Genomic DNA, 20,513 nt, shown 5'->3' with positions numbered 1-20,513 from the left:
GGTGGAGGGGGCGCTTCCGCTGCACAGAGAGTTTGATTGCGGTCGAGGTTTCAGAGTGGGGGAGCGGACAGCCCCCTCCACCATGCTGCGCATGGTCCCCCTCCCCAGTGGGGAGGATTACGCCATCCCCGCCAGCCGCGTCAGCTCCGCCACATGGGCGGCGAAGGCCTTGCGTCCTGCGGGCGTCAGCGACAGCCAGGTGCGCTGGCGCCCGTCCACCGCCGCCTTGCGGGGCTTCAGATAGCCGGCCTCCTCCAGCTGCTTCAGATGCTTGGACAGCACCGAGTCCGACACCTTGATGGAGTCGCGGATCATGGCGAACTCGGCCTCGTCGATGCGGGACAGGATGGCGCAGATCTGCAGCCGCCCTGGCGCGTGGATCACCGGATCGAAGACGGGAACGGCGGTCATCCCGCCGTCTCCGCCAGCTCCCGCTTCCACACCGCCATCCAGATGCGGCCGCCGACGATGGCGGCGACGAAGCCCGCCGCCCCGGTGGCCAGCGGCGTCCAGGCGATCCCGGCCGTCTTGCCCCAGAGGGACAGCCCCATCAGGCCGATCAGCACCACGACCAGGCCGATGGCCGCCCAGCGGGCGCGCTTCGGCGAATAGCCGCTGACCCACCAGCCGTATTTCTGCTTCCACCAGTGGATCAGGCCCACCAGCCCGACCATGGACACCACCAGCGCCAGCGCCGCCCACGGCGTCGGCATCCCCTGCCCCGCCACCAGCAGGCCGCAGCAAAGCCCATAGGCGATGTCGTAGCTGAAAGGATACTTCATCTCGCCCGGCACGGCCTGGCGGGCATTTGCGATGGCGTCCAGCGCCTCTCGCGGGTCGGGTTGGTTGGTCATGGCGAACTCCTCACTTTCCATACCGGAAAATGAAGCTGACTTTCCACTTCGTCAAGTGATAGTTTTCCAGATTGGAAAATCAGCGCAGCGCCGCGAACCACCGCTCCAGCATCACCGCCTCGGCACGCAGGCCCTCGGCCCGCTCCGCCGCCTCGGCGTCCACGCCCCAGCGCTCCTCGGTGAAGGCTTCATCCAGCCGCGACAGGTCGAACGCCTCGGCGCCCGACAGGGCCCCGCGCTGCACCGCAAAGGCCAGCACCGCCGAACCCAGCAGCGGCGTGGCCATGGCCAGGCCGGTCAGGGCGTAGTCGTCTAGCGCCAGCGCCTGTTTGCGCACCGCCGCCAGCGCCTCTTCGGCCTGGGACCGGTGCACGATCCCGGCGACGGGAACCAGCACGCAGCCCAGATCCCGCTCGGCCCAGTCGCGCCACGGCGTCCAGTCCCGCGCCTGACGCTCCACCAGGGTGTCCGGCGTCTCGGCCAGATAGCAGATCGCATCCGACCCGGCGTAGGCGGTGATCTCGTCGGCCACCGCCTCGCGCACCTCGCGCACCCGGTCGATGGCGGTGAAGGCCAGCCGTGTGGCGGGCATGGTGGCGGGGATGAGGACATCGCCCTGCCCGGCCCATTCCTCGGCCACCAGCTGCGCGGCGCCTTTCGTCGGCAGCACCAGACTATGGCCCGCCGGGGATTTCGGCATCTTCCCGTCCAGCCTGACCGCCCAGCCCTGCCCGTCCGGCTCGACGCTGACGGCCTTCCAGAACCGGCGCACCTGATCCGGCGCAAACTCGACAAAGCCCGCGGGGCGCTTGGACGGCGTGTCGGCCGCCTTATGGTTGTCCACTAGGGCCCTCTCCTGAAATGCACACGCAACGCCTCAGTCGCGTCATCGAAAACTATACTCTCACCGAATACACCGGGCCCCTCGCACAGGAAAATTCGCCAATTTGCATCAGCGGTCATGCCGAAACGGGCGGTCGCGTTCCTGTGCGCAACCAGATCAGGATGGGTAAGGAAATCGCAAGGACGACGCAGAGCCTCTTCTACGACTTGGCGTATGGCGGGATCGGCGAACAACTCCCGATCATACTGGAAGCTCGCACAGGAATCCGCGTTGATGCAGTCCGGCGCGGGGGGGGCCGCTCAACAAGTGGCAGCCCTGCGCCTTGTGAACCAGGTAACGTTCGAGGCCTGCTCGATCACACGTTCCGCCAGCAGCAAGCGTATAGGCCGCATCCCCCATGTGTTCGTAGTAGCCGCGGCCGGTCATTGACCGAACCAGTGCTTCCTCGGCTGCGGCAGTGAAGGCCATGGAATAGAGGTAGGGATGGTGGCCGTACCAATTGAGCCGTTCGGGGAACGGCCGGGAGCATCCGCTGAGCAGCAACAGCGCGGCCGTCAGGCTGATGAGCGCTTTCACCTGATCCCCCCTCTTGATCGAGGAATTTCTCCTGCCCTCAGGATCTGAGTTCGCAGCACACGGTCAAGTGGTAATGCGCGAAACGGGAGGCCGAAGCGTCCACGAAGCAAGGAAATGGTGAGCCCCCTCGGGTTCGAACCGAGGACCCTCTGATTAAAAGTCAGATGCTCTAACCAACTGAGCTAGGGGCTCCCACACCTTGAAGCGGCGCGGACCATACGGATGTCGCCCCGGCGGGGCAAGACAGGTTGCGACCTCTTTTTTCGCGCCCCTCAGGCCGCCGCTTCGGCTTCGGGTTTAGCCGCCGGGCGTCGTTCGGCGCAGGCCTCGCCCAGGGTCCGGGCCAGCAGGGGCGCGTCGATGGGCTTGGTCAGGAAGGCGTGGACCCCCGCCGCGTCCCAGGCCGCCTTGTGCACATCCATGGCGTTGGCGGTCAGGGCGATGACGGGCGTCGCCACGTTTGGTCCGCCGGCGCGGATGCGGCGCGTGGCCTCCAGCCCGTCCATCACCGGCATCTGCATGTCCATCAGGATGGCGTCGAAGGGCTCGACCCCCGCCGCCTCCACCGCCTCGGCGCCGTTCTCGACCAGGGTCAGGCGACAGCCGTGGGGCTCCAGCAGCAGGGCCAGGATGCGCCGGTTCACCTCGTGATCGTCCACCGCCAGGATGGACCGGCCCTGCAGCGAAACGGTCGCGGGGCGCACGACGGGCGCGGCCTCGACCGCATCGGCCGGGTCCACCGCCTCGACCCGCACGGTCAGGGTGAAGGTCGAGCCCTCGCCCGGCGCGCTGGTCGCCGTCAGGTCGCCGCCCATGGCCTGGGCCAGACGGCGGCTGATGGCCAGGCCGAGGCCCGTGCCCCCGTACCGCCGGGTGTCGCCCGCCGACGCCTGTTCGAAGCTGTCGAAGATGCTGTCGATCTGGTCCGGCGCGATGCCGCATCCGGTGTCGTGAACCTCGGCCGTGAGGGTCGAGGTCGCCTCGTCCCAGCCGACGTTCACCCGGATCGCCCCGTCCCGGGTGAACTTCACCGCATTGGACAGCAGGTTGAACAGGATCTGCTGGAACCGCAGGGGATCGGTGCGGATCGCGTCGGGCACGGCCTCGTCCACCACAACGCTCAGGCGAACGCCGCGGGACGTGGCCTTGGGCTCCCACAGCCGGCGCAGGGCGGCCAGCTTGTTGCGCACATTCATCTCGGTGGATTCCAGCCGCATCTTTCCGGCCTCGATCTTGGAGAAATCCAGCACGTCGTTCAGCAGGCCCAGCAGCATGTCGCCGCCGTCCAGCAGCATGGAGACATGCTCGCGCTGCTGGGCGTCCAGCCGGCTGCGGCGCAGCAGGTTGGCCGCGAGATGACCGCGTTCAGGGGGGTCCGGATTTCGTGGCTGATGACGGCCAGGAACTCGGACTTGGCCGCGCTGGCGTGTTCGGCCCGGTCGCGCTGGGTCAGGGCCTCGGTTCTGGCCGCCTGCATGTCGCCCGTCGTCCGAATGGACTGCTTCACAGCCACCACCAGGTGCGCCACGTACAGAAGCGCAGCGATCAGAATCGCCACCGCCGCCAGATCGCGGGTCATCGCCAGGGTCAGAAGGGGCAGACCCAGGAAATAGGTCGCATGGGGGATCACCGAGGCGATCAGCAGGGGCCGCACATGGTGCATATGCAGGCTGACGTGCAGCAGGGCGCCCGCCACCTGGATCATGGCGAACAACGGCCCGAAGGGACCGCCCTGGAACCACAGATAGACCGCGATGGACGAATAGATCGCCGTGTTCAGCGCAGCAACGCCGGCACAGAAGGCGCGCCGGGCCCGCGAGGGCTCCCCCTCGCCGAGGCGCATCGGCCGGAACGCGATCCAGTCGAGCGCCTGGCCCGCCAGCATCGTCGTAAACCAGATGACAGGCCAGATCGAGGGCGACATCACCATGGCCGCACCACCGATGAACAGGGCGAGGCCGATGCGGGTGGGCAATTCCCTGCCCCGCGCCGTCGCCACCGCTGCATATCCGGATGTGAGCATGGCCTGTCGGCCTCCCTTGCATTTGCGAACAAGGGTATCTCTCACAGTGCAAACGATTAGTTTCCAAGCCTTGACGGATGTCTCCCCCTCGCGGATGGAACAGGGGCGAGGATCAAGCGTTGCGTGTGGCGACAGGATCCGACCGGGTTGGGGAATGAAGATGAGCAAATTCAGACTGATCTTGGCGATTTCCGCCGTTGCGGCCCTCGCCGCCTGTGACGATGAGGCCTATCGCGATCCGGCGCAGGGCGACCTGCCCCCTCCGCCCGCGATGGAGCCGGCCCCCGCCGCCGAGGATGAGGGCGTGGACACGGCTGCCACGACCCCCGAAACCCCGCCGACGGACTACTCCCAGCTTCCCCCGCCGCCCGAGAGCTCCGAATCAACGGTTCAACCGGAAAGCGAGACACTGTTCTATTGAGGCCCGGTTCCCGCCGCGAGGCTGTCACACGGAGATGCTTGACGCCGGTCACGCCCGGCCTCCACCAGTTCCCGGCGGGCCGGAGAGATTGCGTTTGAAACGTCCGCTTCCCCTGATTGTCGTCGCCCTGACGGTCCTCGGCGCCGCGACGGCCGTCCAGGCCGAGCCTCGCGCCCTGGTGCGCGGCGAGGTCGACGGCGATCTCTTTGAAGCGCTCGAACGCGCCGTGGGCGAGACCGACGCCCGCATCGAAAACCGTTTCCAGGCCCGCCGCCGGGCCGCCGCCGCCGCCGCGAACGCCGAAGCCCTGCTTCGCTCCGAAGGCTACTATCAGTCGGTGATCGAGGAGGTCGTGGAGGGTGAAAGCCCGCCGCGCGCCGTCATCATCGTGACGCCCGGCCCCCGCTTCGCCCTGGATCAACCGCGCGTGGACTGGCTGCAGACGCCGCCCGACGACCAGACCGCCCAGGCCGTGCTCGGCACGGTCGAGACCAAGCCCGGGGCGCCCGGCCGGGCCGCCGACGTCATCGCCATGGAGGGGCGGATCGTCTCCGGCCTCACCCGCCGGGGCTACGCCGACGCCGCCGTCGAGCCCCGTCGCGTGGTCGTGGATCACGCCGTCTTTCTGGTCCAGCCCACCTACCGCATCGACGCCGGGGATCTGGTCCGGCTGGACGGCGTGCGGCTGGAGACCCGGGGCCCGACCCGCCCGGCCTGGGTCGGAGGCCTCGCACCCTGGACCGAGGGCGACGTCTACGATCCCGATGACGTGGCCGAACTCGAGCGCCGCCTGCTGGAGACCGGGGTCTATGACGGGGTCGGCGTCGCCCTCGCCCCCGCCGACCAGACCGACGACCAGGGCCTGCGCCCCATCATCGTCACCCTGACCGACCGACCGCGCCGCATCCTTGAGGCGGGGGTCAGCTATTCCACCACCGAGCGCCGGCGTCGACGGCATCTGGACCTGGCACAACCGGTTCGGGCGCGCCGACACCCTGCGCTTCCTCGCCCGCGCCGCGCGCATCGACAGCCGCATCGGCGCCGAGCTGTCCCTGCCCCACTGGCGCCGCCCCGGTCAGACCCTGAGTCTGGCCAGCGCGGCCGTCTATGAAGACACCGACGCCTACGAACGCACCGCCATCAACCTCAGCGCCGACCTGCGCCAGCGCTTCGACCGCACCTCCTGGTACAGCTATGGCGTCGGCCTGGAAGGCGGCCTCTACAACGAGACCCGCTTCGACCCGATCACGCGCGGCCCCGTGGATGTCGAGCGCGACCTGGTGATCCTGACCGGTCGCGGCGGGTTCAACCTGGACCGCTCCAACGACCCGCTCGACCCGCGCCGCGGCTGGCGCCTGTCCGGCTCCGCCCAGCCGACGGCTGTGACCGGCGACGACGACGTCTATTTCCTGCGCGCCGATGTGACGGGCACGGGCTACCTCCCCCTTCAGGATGAAGGCCGCACCGTCCTGGCCGGACGCCTGCGCGTCGGCTCGATCGTCGGCGCCGAGGAGTTCGTGGTCCCGTCCGACCGGCTGTTCTATTCCGGCGGCGGCGGCTCGGTGCGCGGCTATGCTTATCAGGGCGTCGGTCCCCGCCTGACCGACAACACCCCCCGCGGCGGCCTGTCCCTGTTCGAGGCCTCCGTCGAGGTGCGCCGCGACATCGGCGAGAATTTCGGCGCCGTGGTCTTCGTGGACGGCGGCGCGGTCGGCTTCGAGGAGACCCCGAACCTCAGCAACATGCGCTACGGCGCCGGCTTCGGCGTCCGCTACCGCCTGCCCTTCGGCCCCATCCGCGCCGACGTGGCCTTCCCGCTGGACAAGCGCGAAGGCGACGCCGACTTCCAGCTCTACATCAGCATCGGACAGGCGTTTTGACCGACACGCCCACCGAACCTAAAACCCCGCCCGAAACCCCGAAAGAGGCGAAGGCCCGGCGCACGCGCCGGCAGTGGGCCGCCCTGATCGCGGGCATGGTCGCCGGCGGCCTGATCGCCCTCACCGTTCTGGTGCTGATCGGCGGACGCCTGGTCGTCCTGTCCCCCGCCGGGCGCGACCTGGTGATGGGCTTCGTTTCGGGCAAGCAGCTGGGCGACTACGGCGCCATCACTGTGGAGGGCCTGTCCGGCGACCTCTGGGACGACTTCACCATCGACCGGGTCACGGTCACCGATGAGGAAGGCGTCTGGCTGGAAGCCACCGACGTGCGGGTGGACTGGTCCTATCTGGCGCTGGTCACCCGGCGCTTTCACGCCAGCGAGATCACGGCCGACCGCATCCGTCTGATCCGCCGCCCCATCGTCGAGCCTTCCGACGACCCGCCCGGCGGCGGCCTCCCGCTTACCATCGACATCGACCGGTTCTCGGCCAACATCGACCTGGAGGAGGGCTTCAGCCAGGAATATGGCCGCTGGACCCTGACCGGTCAGACCAACATCCGCCGCGTGGGCCTGAAGACCGCCGAGGTCCGGGCCTTCAGCCTCACGCGGCGGGGCGACTTCCTCCGCGCCGACGTGCAGTGGGGCGACGGCATCGACGACCTGCGCGTGAACGCCCTGGCGCAGGAGGCGGGCGGCGGCCCCCTGGCCGGCGCCCTGGGCTATTCGCCGGACGAGCCGTTCCGCGCCCGCGCCCGGATCGACGGCGAGGGCGTCAGCGCCCTCGTCCGCACCGGCGAATTCACGCCCCTGACCATCGACGGCCGCTTCCGGCAGGGCGGCGGCACCCGCATTTCGGGCCATGCCGACTTCTCGGGCTCGGACCTGCTGGAGCCCTTCGTGCGCCGCATCGGCCGCACCGCCCGCTTCGGCCTCGCCACGGTCGCCGATCCCGAACGGCCGGGCTTCGAGGCCATGGCCTGGGATCTGCGCGCCGAGAATTTCACCTCCCGCGCCCGGGGCTTCGTCCGCTCGGCGGACCGCGCCGTGCCCGACGGCATCCGCCTGAACGTGGCCACCCCCTCCCTCACCCGGCTGACCGGAGCCCGTCTGGCCGGACCCGCCGCCTGGGCGGGCCTGTTCCAGGGCGACGCCGCGGCCTGGTCGCTGGACGGCGCCGTCAGCGTCCGCAATCTGACGGCCGCCAGCTACAGCGCCGCCCGTCTGAGCGGCCCCCTGAACGTGCAGGTCCGCGACGGCCGCATGGCGCTGGACGGCGACCTGGCGGTCCAGGGCGGCTCCCGCTCGGGCGTCATCGGCGGCCTCCTCGGCGCCCAGCCGCGCGTGGCCTTCGAGAGCGCGCGCACCCCTGACGGCGCTTTCCTGCTCGAGGACATCGACCTGCGCGGTCAGGGCCTGATCGTGGACGGTTCCGGCGCCCGTGGCATGAACGGCTCGCTGCGCTTCTCGGGCCGGGCCGAGGTCACGGACGCGAGACTGGTCCGCCCCGCCGCGCGCGGCGCTTTCGGCGGACCCATCCGCGCAAGCCGGGCCGAGCCCGGCGCGCCGTGGCGCATCACCTTCGACGGACGGGGCCGCCGCTTCGCCACCGGCATGGCCGAACTGGACCGGTTGCTGGGCGCGACACCGCGTCTGGCCGTCACCGCCGCCTATGACGAGGGGCGCATCGCCATCGACAGCGCCCGGCTGACCGGCACGGCCGGTCGCGCCACGGCCCGGGGGCTGATCGGCGGCGACGGCGCCTGCGCCTCGCCCTGGACTGGGACGCCGAGGGTCCGTTCGGCGTGGGTCCCGTGGCCATCGACGGCGCCATGACCGGCGAAGGCGCCCTCACCGGGACCCTGTCCCGGCCCCGCGCCGACCTGACGGCCCAGTTCGCCGAGGTCGCGGCCGGGCCGCTCACCCTGACGGACGCCGATCTGGTGCTCAGCTTCCGGCGCGGCGCCAACGCCTCCGACGGCCGCGTGGCCCTGACCGCCGACAGCAACTATGGCCCCGCCCGCGCCTCGGGCGACTTCTTCCTGGCCGACGGCGGGGTCCGGCTCAGCGGCGTGGACGTGAACGCCGGCAGCGTCGAGGCCCAGGGCGACATCGCCCTGGTCGGCGGCGCCCCCGCCAGCGCCGACCTGACCTTCACCGCCCGCCAGGGCGCCTTCCTCGCCTCCGGCCAGGCGGACGGGCGCGTGCGCCTGACCGAAGGCGCCGGCTCGGACACCGCCATCCTCGACGTCACCGGCCGCAATGTCCGCTTCGCCGGCTCCAGCTATCTGATCCGCACCCTGGACCTGGAGGGCCGGGGCACGCTGAGCCGCCTGCCCTTCACCCTGACTGCGGACGTTGTGGGCGACACCCCCGTGGAGTTTGACGGCTCCGGCGTCTACGCCCGCGCCAATGGCTCCCAGACCGTCACCCTGTCCGGCGACGGACGGGTGCGCGAGATCGCCTTCAACACCCGCAGCCCCGCTGTGATCGCCCTGGCGGGCGACGGTCGGGTCGTTCGGGTCGATCTGGGCGTCGGCGGCGGCGCCTGGTGGGCGAACTGCGTCAGGACAGCAACGCCTCCCTGATCGAGGCCAATCTGACCAGCGTGAACCTCGGCTCCCTGTCGCCCGACCTGCGCGGACGCGTCACCGGCCGGGTGTCCCTGCGCGGCGCCGGCGACGACCTGTCCGGCTCCGCCAATCTGACCATGACCGAACTGCGCAGCGTCGACGCCGCCGAAGGTCTGGAGGTCAACGGAACCCTGGACGCCCGTCTGGCCGGCGACACCCTGCACCTCCGGGCCCGGGCCGTGGACGAAGGCGGCGTTCAGGCCAGCGCCGAGCTGACCCTGCCGGTCGAGACCTCCGCCGCCCCCCTGCGCCTGGCGGTCAACCGCACCCGCCCCATGTCCGGCGAGGTGTCGCTCAGCGGCCAGGTCCAGCCCATCTGGGACATCTTCCTCGGCGGCGAACAGCGTCTGGCGGGTCAGGTCGACGGCCAGGCCGACATCGCCGGCTCCATCAACGACCCGCGCATCACCGGCACCCTTGATGTGCGCGAGGGCATGTTCCGCGACACCATCACCGGCGTCCGCCTGGAAGGCCTGACCCTGGCCGCCCGTTTCGACGGCGAGTCCGCCCAGGTCCAGACCTTCTCCGCCAACGACGGCTCCGGCGGCACGGTATCCGGCTCCGGCCGCATGAACCTGCGCCAGGGATCGGCCTCCAGCTTCACCCTGAATCTCTCCAGTTTCCGCCTGATCGACAACGAGATCGCCACCGCCGACGCCTCCGGCCCGGTCACCGTGACGCGCGGCGCCGACGGCAACATCCAGCTGATGGGCCGCCTGAACATCGACGAGGCCGAGGTCGCGGCCAATCCTCTCGGCGGCAACGGCATCGTGCGCATGGACGTGATCGAGGTGAACCGGCCCGGGGGCGATCCGGTCGTCAACGGCCAGGACGACCCCGAAGCCGAACGACGCGGCCCCACCATCGGGCTCGACATCGTGCTGCGCTCCCCCAACGGCCAGGTCTGGGTGCGCGGGCGCGGTCTGAATGTGGAGATGAACGTCACGCCCGCGTGCGCGGCTCCCTCGCCAGCCCGCAGCTGACCGGCACGGCGCAGGTGGTGCGCGGCGACTATGATTTCGCGGGCAAGCGTTTCGTGTTCGACGAGCGCGGCACGGTCACCCTGTCCACCAACACCGACCGCATCCGCCTCGACCTGCGCGCCGTGCGCGAGGATCCGGCCCTGACCGCCGAGGTGCGGGTGACCGGCACCGCCGCCTCTCCCGAGATCGAACTGACCTCCACGCCCCAGCTGCCCCAGGACGAGATCCTGTCCCAGGTCCTGTTCGGCCGTTCGGCGTCCCAGCTGTCGGCCTTCGAGGCGGCCCAGCTGGCCTCGGGCGTGGCGTCCCTGGCGGGCGGCGGCGGCTTCGACGTGCTGGGCAATCTGCGCGAGTTCGCCGGTCTGGACCGCCTGTCCTTCGGCGGCGACGCCTCGGCCCTGACCGTCGCGGGCGGCCGCTACCTGACTGACAACGTCTATTTCGAGGTCATCGGCGGCGGCGAGGCAGGCGGCGCCGTTCAGGTGGAGTGGCAGGTCCGACGCAACATCGCCGTGACCTCGCGCGTCGGCGGCGACGGCGACGCGCGCCTGGCCATCCGCTGGCGCAACCAGACCCGGCAGCCGGGCACGGGCCGCCGCGATCGTCGCCCCAACCGGACCGAATAGGGCTCCGGCGCACGAATATTGCCTGACTTGGCTTTTGTCCCGCCGGGCGCGTAGGGTCCGCCCGCATGAAGATTCACCCCCACGACCAGACGGTTCTCGACCGCGTCGCCGAGGCTGGCGCGCACATCCTGTCGCGCGCCGTCGCCTGGAGCGGGATCAACTCCGGCAGCCGCAACGACGCCGGTCTCGCCCGCATGCTGGACGTGCTGGAGGCCGAGGCGCGGACCCTGCCCGCCGAAATCGCGCGCATCCCCACCTCCCCCTCATCCATCGTCGGCGACGACGGCCGGGTGATCCAACAGGCCCACGCCGACTGCCTGAAGATCACCGCCCGCCCTGACGCCCCGATCCAGGTGGTCCTGACCGGCCACTATGACACGGTGTTTCCCGCCGACAGCCCGTTCCAGACCGTGACGACGCGGGCCGACGGCGCCCTCAACGGCCCCGGTCTGGCCGACATGAAGGGCGGCATCTCCGTCCTGCTGGGCGCGCTGGACGCCTTCGAGGCCCACCCGGACAAGGACCGCGTCGGCTGGACCGTCCTGCTGTCCCCGGACGAGGAGATCGGCTCCCCCGCCTCCGCCCCCCTGCTGGCCGAGCTGGCGCGCGCGGGCATCTGGGCCTGACCTATGAACCGGCCTTGGCGGACGGCACCCTCGCCGGCGCCCGCAAGGGCAGCGGCAACTGGCACCTGATCGTCACCGGCAAGGCGGCCCACGCGGGCCGCGCCTTCGAGGAGGGCCGCAACGCCGTGGCCGGCGCGGCCATCCTCGCCGCCGCCCTGCATGGCCTGAACGGCCAGCGCGAGGGCGTCAGCGTCAATGTGGCGAAGATCTCCGGCGGCGGCGCCCTGAACGTGGTGGCCGACAACGCCGTGGTCCGCTTCAACGTCCGCGTCCCCGACGCCCAGTCCGCCGCCTGGATCGAACACGCCGTCACCGAGATCGCCTCGACCCCGCCGTTCGAGGGCCTGAGCCTGCACCTTCACGGCGGCTTCACCCGCCCGCCCAAGCCCATGGACGCGGCCCAGACCGAGCTGTTCGAGGCCGTGCGCCAGACCGGCGCCCTGCTGGGCCAGACCATCGCCTGGAAGTCATCGGGCGGTGTGTGTGAGGGCAACAATCTGCACGCCGCGGGCCTGCCCAATATCGACACCCTGGGGGTGCTGGGCGGCGACATTCACTCCGAGGACGAGTTCGCCTGGCCCGACAGCTTCGTCGAACGGGCGCAGCTCTCCGTCCTGATCCTGTGCAAGACCGCCTCGGGCGAGATCGACGCCCACCGCCTGAAATCCCTTCGACTGGAGACCCTGTAACCGCATGCTCGTCGTCCGCCCCGCCGGGCCCTCCGATCTCGACTCCCTGCTCGAACTGGCCATCCTCTCCGGCCCCGGCTTCACCAGCCTGCCCGAGGACGCCGACGTCCTGTCCGAACGGCTGGACATCAGCCGCGACAGCTTCACCGGCACGCTGCCGCCCCAGGAGCGCTGGTACACCCTGATGCTCGAGGACACCGCCACCGGCGACGTGGACGGCGTCGGCAGCGTCAAGGCGGCGGTGGGGCTGAAGCGGCCGTTCTTCTCGTTCCGCATCGTCAATCACACCCAGTCCTCGCCCTCCATGAACGTGCGGCTGGATCACCAGACCCTGGTGCTGGTCAACGAGTGCACCGGCTGGACCGAGGTGGGCTCGCTGTTCCTCAAGGCCGACCGGCGCAAGGGCGGCGCGGGCCGCCTTCTGTCCCAGTCCCGCTACATGCTGATCGGCGCCGATCCCGACCTGTTCGCCGACAATGTGCTGGCCGAGCTGCGCGGCGTCTTCACCCCCGACGGCGCCTGTCCGTTCTGGGACCATGTGGCGCACAAATTCTTCCCCATGGAGTTCGACGACGCGGACCGCATGACCGGCTCCACCGACAAGCAGTTCATCGTCGACCTGGCCCCGCGCCACCCCATCTACATCGGCCTGCTGCCCGAGCCCGCCCGCGCCGTGATCGGCAAGGTGCACCCCCAGGGCGTGCCCGCCATGGCCCTGCTGGAATCCGAGGGCTTCCGCCCCAACGGCCTGGTGGACATCTTCGACGGCGGCCCCACCGTGGCCTGCGAGCGCGACAACATCCGCACCGTCCGCGACGCCCGCACCCTGACCCTGGCCGTCGCCGACGAGGTGGACGTGGAACTGGTCTCCCTCGCCTCCACCGACAGCGTCACCGCCTTCCGCGCCGTGCGCACCAAGGTGGCCATCGACGGGGACACCGCCCATATGAGCAAGGAAGCCGCCGACGCCCTGAAACTCAAACCCGGCGGCGTCGTTCGGGTTAAGAGCTGACTTAGAAACCCGCTCATCCCCGCGAACGCGGGGACACAGTCCTGTCCAGCTTGACGCTGATGCTTCAGGATTGGCGAGCGGAGCAGACCTGACCCTTCAGGTCATCCAAATCACTGGATTCCCGCGTTCGCGGGGATGAGCGGACATAAAATGACGAACACCCACTTCATCGCCAACCAATGGACCTCCGGCCAGGGCGCCGCCTTCACCTCCACCGATCCCGCCACCGGCGAGACCGTCTGGACCGGCGCCGAGGCCTCCCCCGCCCAGGCCGCCGCCGCCGTGGACGCCGCCCGCGCCGCCTTCCCCGACTGGGCCGACCGCCCGCGCGAGGACCGCATCGAGGCCGTGAAGCGCTATCAGGCCCTGCTCAAGGACCGCGCCGGCGACATGGCCGAAGCCATCAGCCGCGAGACGGGCAAGGCCCTGTGGGAGACGAAGGCCGAGCTGGGCTCCATGGCCGGCAAGGTGGACATCTCCATGCGCGCCTATGAGGAGCGCACCGGCGAGCGCGAGGCCGAGACCGCCTTCGGCCGCGCCGTGCTGCGCCACCGCGCCCACGGCGTGGCGGCGGTGCTGGGCCCCTACAACTTCCCCGGCCACCTGCCCAACGGCCATATCGTCCCGGCCCTGCTGGCGGGCGACACGGTGGTCTTCAAGCCGTCCGAGGAGACCCCCCACACCGGCCAGCTGATGGCCGAGGCGCTGGAGGCCGCCGACCTGCCCACGGGCGTGTTCAACCTGATCCAGGGCGGCCGCACCACCGGCGCCGCCCTGCTGGACCAGAACATCGACGCCCTGCTGTTCACTGGCTCGGGCGCCGCGGGCGCCCACTTCCGCAAGAAATTCGCCGACGATCCCCACGTGATCCTGGCGCTGGAGCTGGGCGGCAACAATCCGCTGGTGGTGTGGGACGCCGCCGACGCGCAGGCCGTGGCGGGCATCGTCATCCAGTCCGCCTTCATCACCACCGGCCAGCGCTGCTCCTGCGCCCGCCGCCTGATCGTGCCCGAGGGCGCGGCGGGCGACGCCGTCATCGAGGCGGTCAGGGCCCTGGCCGACCGCCTGACCTTCGCCCCCTGGACCAGCGACGGCGAGGTCTACGGCGGCCCCCTGATCTCGGCCCGCGCCGCCGACGGGGCGCTGAAAGCCGTGGACGCCCTGATCACCGGCGGCGCCCGCGTCATCCGCCCCTTCGGCCGCATTCCGGGCCTGTCCGACGCCTTCGTCGCGCCGGGCATCCTCGACATGGCCGAGGCCCGCGACATCCCCGACGAGGAGATCTTCGCCCCCGTCCTGCAGGTCTATCGCGCCGCCGATTTCGACGCCGCCATGGCCCGCGCCAACGACACCCGATACGGCCTGTCCGCCGGTCTGGTCAGCGACGATCCGGCCAACTGGGACCGCTTCCAGCGCCGCATCCGCGCGGGCGTGGTCAACTTCAACCGGCCCACCACGGGCGCGGCGGGCGACATGCCCTTCGGCGGCCTGGGCGCCAGCGGCAACCACCGCCCCAGCGCCTACTACGCCGCCGACTACTGCGCCTACCCCATGGCCAGTTTCGAGGCGGACGCGGTCTCGGACATCACGTCTGAAATCAAGGGATTGAAGCCGTGAGCTTGTACGGGGTGCCGAGCCGGAAGATAGGCCCGGAGCCGACGGCTATGAGCCTAGCTCGAAGCCTGAGAACCACATTCTTCTGCGCGACCATGGCGGCCGTCATCGCGACTTTCACCGTCGTGATCAGCATAGTTTCCGCCGATCCCCCCTTATCGTATCGCATCGAAATCTGGTGCTTTACGTTCTGGGGGTGTGGCGGACTTTTGGCGATTGCGCTCCTGACCAACCGGCAATGGCTCGAGGGCGCTCTGACGCTGATCGTTGTCGCGATCATCGGCGGGTTGGTCTGGCGGTTCGCCGCCCCGCTCCTCATAGCCAGCGGCGTCCTCGGACCCTACATCATCCCGATTGAATCATGACCTCAGCCTTCGAAGCCAATGCCGACGGCCTGATCGGCCCCACCCACTCCTATGCGGGCCTGTCCCCCGGCAACCTGGCCAGCGCGCTCAACAAGGGCGAGGCGTCCAACCCCCGCGCCGCCGTGCTGCAGGGCCTGCAGAAGATGAAGCTGCTGGCTGATCTGGGCGTGCCCCAGTTCGTCCTGCCGCCCCACGAGCGCCCCAACATCCCGTTCCTGCGCGGCCTCGGCTTCTCGGGCTCGGACAAGGCGGTGCTGGAGCAAGCCTGGCGCGCCGCGCCCGGCTTCGCCGCCGCCGCCTGCTCGGCCAGCTCCATGTGGGCCGCCAACGCCGCCACGGTAACGCCCAGCGCCGACACCGAGGACCGCCGCGTCCACTTCACCCCGGCCAATCTGATCACCAACCTGCACCGGGGTCTTGAGGCCGAGCAGACCACCCGCGCCCTGCGCGCCCTGTTTCCCGACCGCGACATCTTCAAGGTCCACGACCCCCTGCCCGCCGCCCCGCACCTGTCCGACGAGGGCGCGGCCAACCACGTGCGCCTGTGTGCGGACCACGGCGAGCCGGGCGTCAATCTGCTGGTCTGGGGCCGCGAGGCCTGGGAGGCCTGGGACGGCGCCTTCCCCGCCCGCCAGACCCGCGAGGCGTCCGAAGCCATCGTCCGCCGTCACACCGCCGGCCGCCCCGTCCTGGCCCGCCAGAGCCGCGCCGCCATCGCCGGCGGCACGTTCCACAATGACGTGGTCTGCGTCGGCACGCGCGAGGCCCTGCTGTTCCACCAGCTGGCCTTCGAGGACACGGCGGGCACGAAGGACGCCATCCGCCGCATGGCCGACGGCCTGTTCGAGCCGGTGTTCATCGAGATCAGCGACAGGGAGCTGCCGCTGGCCGACGCCATCTCCAGCTATCTGTTCAACTCCATGCTGGTGACCCTGCCGGGCCGCGACCGCCTGACCCTGATCTGCCCCACCGAGACCCGCGACAACGACCGCTCGCGCGCCGTGGCCGAGACGCTGGTCTCCGGCAACGGCCCCATCGGCGCGGTGGAGTATGTGGACGTGCGCCAGTCCATGCGGAACGGCGGCGGCCCCGCCTGCCTGCGTTTGCGCGTGGTCCTGACCGAGGAGGAGCTGGACGCCGCCAACCCGGCCCAGCGCCTGACCGACGAGCTCTACGCCCGACTCTCCATCTGGGCCGCCACCTGGTACCGGGATGCCCTGACCCCCGCCGACCTGGCCGACCCGGCCCTGCTGGACGAGTCCCGCGGCGCCCTGGACGAACTCACCGAGATCCTCGACCTCGGCGGCGACTTCTATCCGTTCCAGAGCGCCTGACCCTTCTCCCGATGGGAGAAGGGGGAACCCGCACACGAAGACGCGCAGCGGCTTCGTCCTTGCGCGGGGGAATGAGGGTCGCATCGGCTCAGCAATCATCCACCCGACCCTCACCCTGCGCGCAAAGGACGGATGCTGACGCATCCATGCGCGCAGCCCTCTCCCATCGGGAGAGGGATCACATCACCAGCGACCACAGCTCCCGGCCCGCCAGCACGCAGAACAGCGCCGCCGCCGCCGCCAGCATGCCGTTGGACAGCCAGCCGCTGCGCCACTCCTTCGGCGTGCGCTCGCTGTTCAGCAGCCACATCAGCGTCAGGGCCAGGAACGGCATGAACAGCGCCCCCAGCACCCCGTAGGCCACGATCAGGCCGAACGGCCGTCCCAGGAACAGCAGCATCATGGGCGGGAAGGTCAGCCACAGCAGATAGCCCCGGAACGCCGGGCTCTTCTCGCCGCGCACCGCCTCGTCGCCCTGCCGTTTGGTCACATGGGCGAAGAAGTCCGCGAACATCAGGCTGACTCCGTGCCAGACCCCGATCAGGGACGAGAAGGTGGTGGCGAAGAACCCGACCAGGAATAGCGTCCCCACCACATCGCCGAACCGCTCGCGCAGCACCTCGTCCAGATCCAGCAGACCCCGGTCCCCGCCGCCCAGCGCGATGCCGGCCGCATAGAGAATCTCGGCCCCCACGATCAGCATGGCGATCACGAAGATGCCCGTGACGATGTAGCCGACCCGGTTGTCCAGCCGCATGACCCGGATCCACTCCGGCCCGCGCCAGCCCTTGGCCATGATCCAGTAGCCGTACGCCGCCATGGTGATGGTGCCGCCCACCCCGCCGATCAGACCCAGGGTGTAATAGGCCGCGCCCTCCGGCAGCATGGGGATCAGGCCCCGCAGCATGGAGGGGATGTCGGGGGTGACCAGCACCGCCAGCCCCACCACCGTGACGAACATCACCGCCACCAGGGCCGTCATGATCTTCTCGAACACCGGATAGGAATTGAACCAGACCAGCACCAGCCCGGCCACGCCCGCGATCATGGCCCAGGTGATCAGGTCGAACACCGGGAACAGGGCCGCCAGCGGCAGGGCCGCCGCCGTCATGCCCGTGGCCCCGTAAACGAAGCCCCATATCACCACATAGACGCCGAAATAGATGCTCGCCCATGGAAAGCCTTTGGGCCCCAGGCTGGACCAGCCGTCGAAGATGGTGCGGCCCGTCGCCAGGCTCCAGCGCCCCACCCCCTCGGCCAGGGCGATCTTCAGCACCGTGCCCAGGATCGCCGCCCACAGCAGGGCGTATCCGAACCGCGACCCTGCGATCAGGGTCGCCACCAGATCCCCGGCCCCCACGCCCGTAGCCGCAACCACGATGCCGGGCCCCAGCAGCTTCCAGCGGTTCTTCGGCGTCACATCGGTCATCGTTGTCCCCCACCCACTCGGGGTCCATCCATACACGCCGCCCGTCCCGGCGAAAGGCGGGAGGGGCGGAAAGCCGTCAGCTGTTGTCCGGCTCCGGCGCCTCCGCCGCGGACGGCAGCAGCAGGTCCTCGGCGGCGTCGTTCTCGCTGGAGGTGGTGGCTTTCTTCTTCGGCTTGCGGGCCGCCGGTTTGGGACGCGGCGCCTTGCCGGTGGTCATCACCTCCATGGCCTCGTCGCCCTCGCGGCCGAACAGGCTGCGGATGCGCAGGTCGGTCTGCGGGAACGGAATCTCGATGCCGGCCTGCTCCAGCGCCTCGGCGATGGCCCAGGTATAGGCCGCGTGCATGGCCGCCGGCCGCTTCACCGCATCCTGCGTCGGCCACACCAGCAGCTCGAAATCCAGCCCGCTCTCGCCGAAATTCACCAGCCACACCTGACACTTGCGCGCGTCCGTTTCGGGCGAGGTGAACGGCGAGGCGCGCGCCGCCGCCAGCACCACGTCCCGCACCTCCCCCCGGTCCGCGCCATAAGCCACCGAGAACGGAATGTGGATGCGCCGGGTGTCGCCCTTCAGCGTCCAGTTGGTCAGGGGGTGCTCGATCAGCTGTGAGTTCGGCACCAGGATGTTGATGTTGTCATTGGTGCGGATGCGCGTGGCCCGTGGCCCGATCTCCATGATGGCGCCGCGCGCCCCGCCCTCGATCTCCACATAGTCACCCACGCTGACCATCCGGTCGAAGATCAGGAAAATGCCGGAGACGAACTCCTTCACCACCCCCTGCAGGCCCAGTCCCACGCCAATGCCCAGCGCCCCGGCGAACACCGCCAGCGAGGACAGGTTCAGGCCCGTGGCCGACAGGGCCAGCATGCCCCCCGCCACGATCAGGCCGTAGCCCACCAGCTTCTCCAGCAGGTACAGCGCACCGCCGCTGCGGCTGGACCGTGCGCGCAACCGCTTGATGCCCCGCGTGGCCAGCCACGCCAGCACCAACGCCACCGTCAGGATGATGGCTGCGGAAATCAGCCCCCCCGCCGTGATGGATGTGCCCGCCAGGCGCAGCACCGGCGCATTCTCGATCTTCTCCAGCGCCTGGAGGCTTCCAAGTTCGGTCATGCGGCTCCAGCGCGCGAATACGGCCAAGTTCCCGCCGTCACACCACCTTGACCCGCCGCCGCGCCCGTGGCCATTGCGCCGCCCATGCTGACCGCCGATTTCGATTTTCACCTCCCCGAGGACCTCATCGCCCTGCGGCCCGTCAGCCCGCGCGATTCCGCCCGCCTGATGGTGGTGCGCGACGGTCGCATCGAGGACCGCATCGTGCGCGATCTGGCCGACCTGCTGCAGCCCGGCGACGCCTCGTCTTCAACGACACCCGGGTCATCCCGGCCCGCCTCGACGGCGTGCGCGACCGCGACGGCCTGACCGTGCCGGTGGAAGCCACCCTGCACCAGCGCACCGCGCCCGACCGCTGGACCGCCTTCATGAAGCCCGGCAAGCGGCTCAAGCCCGACGATCGGGTGATGTTCGGCAAGACCGCCGACGGCGCCTGCCTGGTCGGACGGCTGGACGCCCGCGTGGTGGACAAGGGCGAGGACGGCCTGATCACCCTCGCCTTCGACCTGGCCGGCCCGGCGCTGGACGACGCCATCCGCGAGGCGGGCGTCATGCCCCTGCCTCCCTATATCGCCGCCAAGCGGCCCGAGGACGACCAGGACCGCATCGACTACCAGACCCTCTTCGCCCGCCACGACGGATCGGTCGCCGCCCCCACGGCGGGCCTGCATTTCACGCCGGAGCTGATGGCGGCGCTGGCGGCGCGCGGCGTCTCCACCCACGCCGTCACCCTGCACGTGGGCGCGGGCACCTTCCTGCCGGTCAAGGCGGACAACGTCGCCGACCACCGCATGCACGCCGAAACCGGCGAGGTCTCGCCGGAAAGCGCCGCCGCTCTCAACGCCGTGCGCGCCGCGGGCGGCCGCATCGTCTGCGTCGGCACCACCTCCCTGCGGCTGCTGGAAAGCGCCGCCGACGAGGACGGCGTCATCCGCCCCTACAGCGACGCCACCGCCATCTTCATCACCCCCGGCTACCGCTTCCGCGCCGCCGACGTGCTGATGACCAATTTCCACCTGCCCCGCTCGACCCTGTTCATGCTGGTCAGCGCCTTCGCCGGAACCGAAACCATGAAGGCCGCCTACGCCCACGCGGTGGACACCGGCTACCGCTTCTATTCCTACGGCGACGGCAGCCTGCTGTTCCGGGCCTGACCTTCCTTCTCCCCTTGAGGGAGAGGGGGAATGACCAAGCTACTAAATTATCGAATTCATTTCGAGCACCGAATGGCTGTGTAGCTGCTGTGCAGCTCAGCCCTGTCGGCGCAGACGCGAATGCAGTTGGATACCAAGCTAGCATCGCAGACGGGCAGTTGCGTCTAAAATCCAGGTGCCGAAGGTAGAAGTAGAGGTCCCGTTCGATGAGGAACTACAACCCGAAACTGGCGGCACGGAAATTCCTTGCCTAGCAGAACACTGGCCAAGGGTTCGTTACAGATTGGCCGGGGCGTGATTTGGCTAGCTGGATTGAATGTCGAAGTCAGGACACATG

The 20,513-nt window shown here is 69.9% G+C and carries 18 protein-coding genes, 1 tRNA gene and 3 pseudogenes; 13 read left to right on the top strand and 9 right to left on the bottom strand.

All coding sequences use genetic code 11. The annotated features are described in order from the left end of the window. Positions 1–117 precede the first annotated feature (117 nt). From MBEBAB_RS06960 to MBEBAB_RS18635, 7 genes and pseudogenes are all read right to left on the bottom strand, one after another. The gene (locus MBEBAB_RS06960) at positions 118–411 is read right to left on the bottom strand and encodes a winged helix-turn-helix domain-containing protein (RefSeq protein WP_021697243.1); all 294 of its coding nucleotides are present in this window, start codon (positions 409–411) and stop codon (positions 118–120) included. Further along, the gene (locus MBEBAB_RS06955) at positions 408–854 is read right to left on the bottom strand and encodes a hypothetical protein (RefSeq protein ID WP_148291464.1); all 447 of its coding nucleotides are present in this window, start codon (positions 852–854) and stop codon (positions 408–410) included. Before MBEBAB_RS06955 ends, MBEBAB_RS06960 begins: the two co-directional genes overlap by 4 nt. A 79-nt stretch (positions 855–933) precedes the next feature. Next, on the bottom strand, positions 934–1,698 hold the full coding sequence (locus MBEBAB_RS06950) for an ATP12 family chaperone protein (RefSeq protein ID WP_021697241.1): 765 nt from the start codon (positions 1,696–1,698) through the stop codon (positions 934–936). Positions 1,699–1,938: 240 nt separating this feature from the next. Further along, positions 1,939–2,274 carry a hypothetical protein gene (locus tag MBEBAB_RS16145; RefSeq protein WP_148291463.1) on the bottom strand — a complete coding sequence of 112 codons (336 nt, stop codon included), beginning with the start codon at positions 2,272–2,274 and terminating at the stop codon, positions 1,939–1,941. Between the two features lie 115 nt (positions 2,275–2,389). After that, positions 2,390–2,466 (bottom strand) — tRNA-Lys (locus tag MBEBAB_RS06945). A gap of 80 nt (positions 2,467–2,546) precedes the next feature. Continuing rightward, a complete protein-coding gene (locus MBEBAB_RS16480; protein ID WP_373852886.1) occupies positions 2,547–3,470 on the bottom strand; it encodes an ATP-binding protein in 924 nt (307 codons plus the stop codon). An 84-nt stretch (positions 3,471–3,554) separates the two neighbouring features. After that, positions 3,555–3,751 (bottom strand): annotated as a pseudogene (locus MBEBAB_RS18635) (histidine kinase dimerization/phospho-acceptor domain-containing protein); the annotation flags it as partial. 706 nt (positions 3,752–4,457) lie between these two features. On the opposite strand from MBEBAB_RS18635, the gene MBEBAB_RS06935 reads away from it, so the two are divergent. From MBEBAB_RS06935 to MBEBAB_RS06900, 12 genes and pseudogenes are all read left to right on the top strand, one after another. Beyond that, a complete protein-coding gene (locus tag MBEBAB_RS06935) occupies positions 4,458–4,718 on the top strand; it encodes a hypothetical protein (RefSeq protein ID WP_045318999.1) in 261 nt (86 codons plus the stop codon). Between the two features lie 178 nt (positions 4,719–4,896). Then, complete coding sequence (locus tag MBEBAB_RS17470; RefSeq protein WP_242397114.1) at positions 4,897–5,829, top strand: BamA/TamA family outer membrane protein; 933 nt, start codon at positions 4,897–4,899, stop codon at positions 5,827–5,829. Continuing rightward, a complete protein-coding gene (locus tag MBEBAB_RS17465; RefSeq protein WP_242397115.1) occupies positions 5,714–6,598 on the top strand; it encodes an autotransporter assembly complex protein TamA in 885 nt (294 codons plus the stop codon). The genes MBEBAB_RS17470 and MBEBAB_RS17465 overlap by 116 nt, the downstream gene beginning before the upstream one ends. Next, complete coding sequence (locus tag MBEBAB_RS17460; protein ID WP_021697236.1) at positions 6,595–8,433, top strand: translocation/assembly module TamB domain-containing protein; 1,839 nt, start codon at positions 6,595–6,597, stop codon at positions 8,431–8,433. Before MBEBAB_RS17465 ends, MBEBAB_RS17460 begins: the two co-directional genes overlap by 4 nt. Continuing rightward, positions 8,412–9,185 carry a translocation/assembly module TamB domain-containing protein gene (locus MBEBAB_RS17455; protein ID WP_021697235.1) on the top strand — a complete coding sequence of 258 codons (774 nt, stop codon included), beginning with the start codon at positions 8,412–8,414 and terminating at the stop codon, positions 9,183–9,185. The genes MBEBAB_RS17460 and MBEBAB_RS17455 overlap by 22 nt, the downstream gene beginning before the upstream one ends. Beyond that, a complete protein-coding gene (locus MBEBAB_RS17985; protein ID WP_021697234.1) occupies positions 9,149–10,213 on the top strand; it encodes a translocation/assembly module TamB domain-containing protein in 1,065 nt (354 codons plus the stop codon). Before MBEBAB_RS17455 ends, MBEBAB_RS17985 begins: the two co-directional genes overlap by 37 nt. Continuing rightward, positions 10,183–10,839 (top strand): translocation/assembly module TamB domain-containing protein, encoded by a 657-nt coding sequence (locus tag MBEBAB_RS17980; RefSeq protein WP_021697233.1) that lies wholly within the window; start codon positions 10,183–10,185, stop codon positions 10,837–10,839. The genes MBEBAB_RS17985 and MBEBAB_RS17980 overlap by 31 nt, the downstream gene beginning before the upstream one ends. Before the next feature lie 65 nt (positions 10,840–10,904). Beyond that, positions 10,905–12,154: pseudogene (locus tag MBEBAB_RS06920) on the top strand (hydrolase). A 4-nt stretch (positions 12,155–12,158) separates the two neighbouring features. Continuing rightward, positions 12,159–13,166, top strand: coding sequence for an arginine N-succinyltransferase (gene astA, locus MBEBAB_RS06915; RefSeq protein ID WP_021697231.1), 1,008 nt, complete (start codon positions 12,159–12,161; stop codon positions 13,164–13,166). Between the two features lie 150 nt (positions 13,167–13,316). After that, the gene (gene astD, locus MBEBAB_RS06910; RefSeq protein ID WP_021697230.1) at positions 13,317–14,783 is read left to right on the top strand and encodes a succinylglutamate-semialdehyde dehydrogenase; all 1,467 of its coding nucleotides are present in this window, start codon (positions 13,317–13,319) and stop codon (positions 14,781–14,783) included. Positions 14,784–14,875: 92 nt separating this feature from the next. Beyond that, a complete protein-coding gene (locus MBEBAB_RS06905) occupies positions 14,876–15,145 on the top strand; it encodes a hypothetical protein (RefSeq protein ID WP_148291462.1) in 270 nt (89 codons plus the stop codon). Continuing rightward, positions 15,142–16,479, top strand: a complete 1,338-nt coding sequence (locus MBEBAB_RS06900; RefSeq protein WP_021697228.1) for an N-succinylarginine dihydrolase — start codon at positions 15,142–15,144, stop codon at positions 16,477–16,479. The genes MBEBAB_RS06905 and MBEBAB_RS06900 overlap by 4 nt, the downstream gene beginning before the upstream one ends. A gap of 178 nt (positions 16,480–16,657) precedes the next feature. On the opposite strand, the gene MBEBAB_RS06895 is transcribed toward MBEBAB_RS06900, so the two are convergent. Next, a complete protein-coding gene (locus tag MBEBAB_RS06895; protein ID WP_021697227.1) occupies positions 16,658–17,908 on the bottom strand; it encodes an Nramp family divalent metal transporter in 1,251 nt (416 codons plus the stop codon). Between the two features lie 76 nt (positions 17,909–17,984). Then, a complete protein-coding gene (locus MBEBAB_RS06890; RefSeq protein ID WP_045318995.1) occupies positions 17,985–19,022 on the bottom strand; it encodes a mechanosensitive ion channel family protein in 1,038 nt (345 codons plus the stop codon). An 84-nt stretch (positions 19,023–19,106) separates the two neighbouring features. Here MBEBAB_RS06890 and queA point away from each other — a divergent pair. After that, positions 19,107–20,176, top strand: a pseudogene (gene queA, locus MBEBAB_RS06885) (tRNA preQ1(34) S-adenosylmethionine ribosyltransferase-isomerase QueA). Positions 20,177–20,513 lie beyond the last annotated feature (337 nt).

Origin of the sequence: Brevundimonas abyssalis TAR-001, from assembly GCF_000466985.1 — a bacterium.
GTDB classification, from domain to species: domain Bacteria; phylum Pseudomonadota; class Alphaproteobacteria; order Caulobacterales; family Caulobacteraceae; genus Brevundimonas; species Brevundimonas abyssalis.
Note: the sequence above shows the minus strand (reverse complement) of the source record. Positions and strands in the feature narration are given on the sequence as shown.

Bases quoted from the DNA above. Each gene is read 5' to 3' on its own strand.
- MBEBAB_RS06960 (WP_021697243.1), bottom strand. From the start codon at position 411: ATGACCGCCGTTCCCGTCTTCGATCCGGTGATCCACGCGCCAGGGCGG.
- MBEBAB_RS06955 (WP_148291464.1), bottom strand. From the start codon at position 854: ATGACCAACCAACCCGACCCGCGAGAGGCGCTGGACGCCATCGCAAAT.
- MBEBAB_RS16480 (WP_373852886.1), bottom strand. From the start codon at position 3,470: ATGAATGTGCGCAACAAGCTGGCCGCCCTGCGCCGGCTGTGGGAGCCC.
- MBEBAB_RS06935 (WP_045318999.1), top strand. From the start codon at position 4,458: ATGAGCAAATTCAGACTGATCTTGGCGATTTCCGCCGTTGCGGCCCTC.
- astA (WP_021697231.1), top strand. From the start codon at position 12,159: ATGCTCGTCGTCCGCCCCGCCGGGCCCTCCGATCTCGACTCCCTGCTC.
- astD (WP_021697230.1), top strand. From the start codon at position 13,317: ATGACGAACACCCACTTCATCGCCAACCAATGGACCTCCGGCCAGGGC.
- MBEBAB_RS06905 (WP_148291462.1), top strand. From the start codon at position 14,876: ATGGCGGCCGTCATCGCGACTTTCACCGTCGTGATCAGCATAGTTTCC.
- MBEBAB_RS06900 (WP_021697228.1), top strand. From the start codon at position 15,142: ATGACCTCAGCCTTCGAAGCCAATGCCGACGGCCTGATCGGCCCCACC.
- MBEBAB_RS06895 (WP_021697227.1), bottom strand. From the start codon at position 17,908: ATGACCGATGTGACGCCGAAGAACCGCTGGAAGCTGCTGGGGCCCGGC.
- MBEBAB_RS06890 (WP_045318995.1), bottom strand. From the start codon at position 19,022: ATGACCGAACTTGGAAGCCTCCAGGCGCTGGAGAAGATCGAGAATGCG.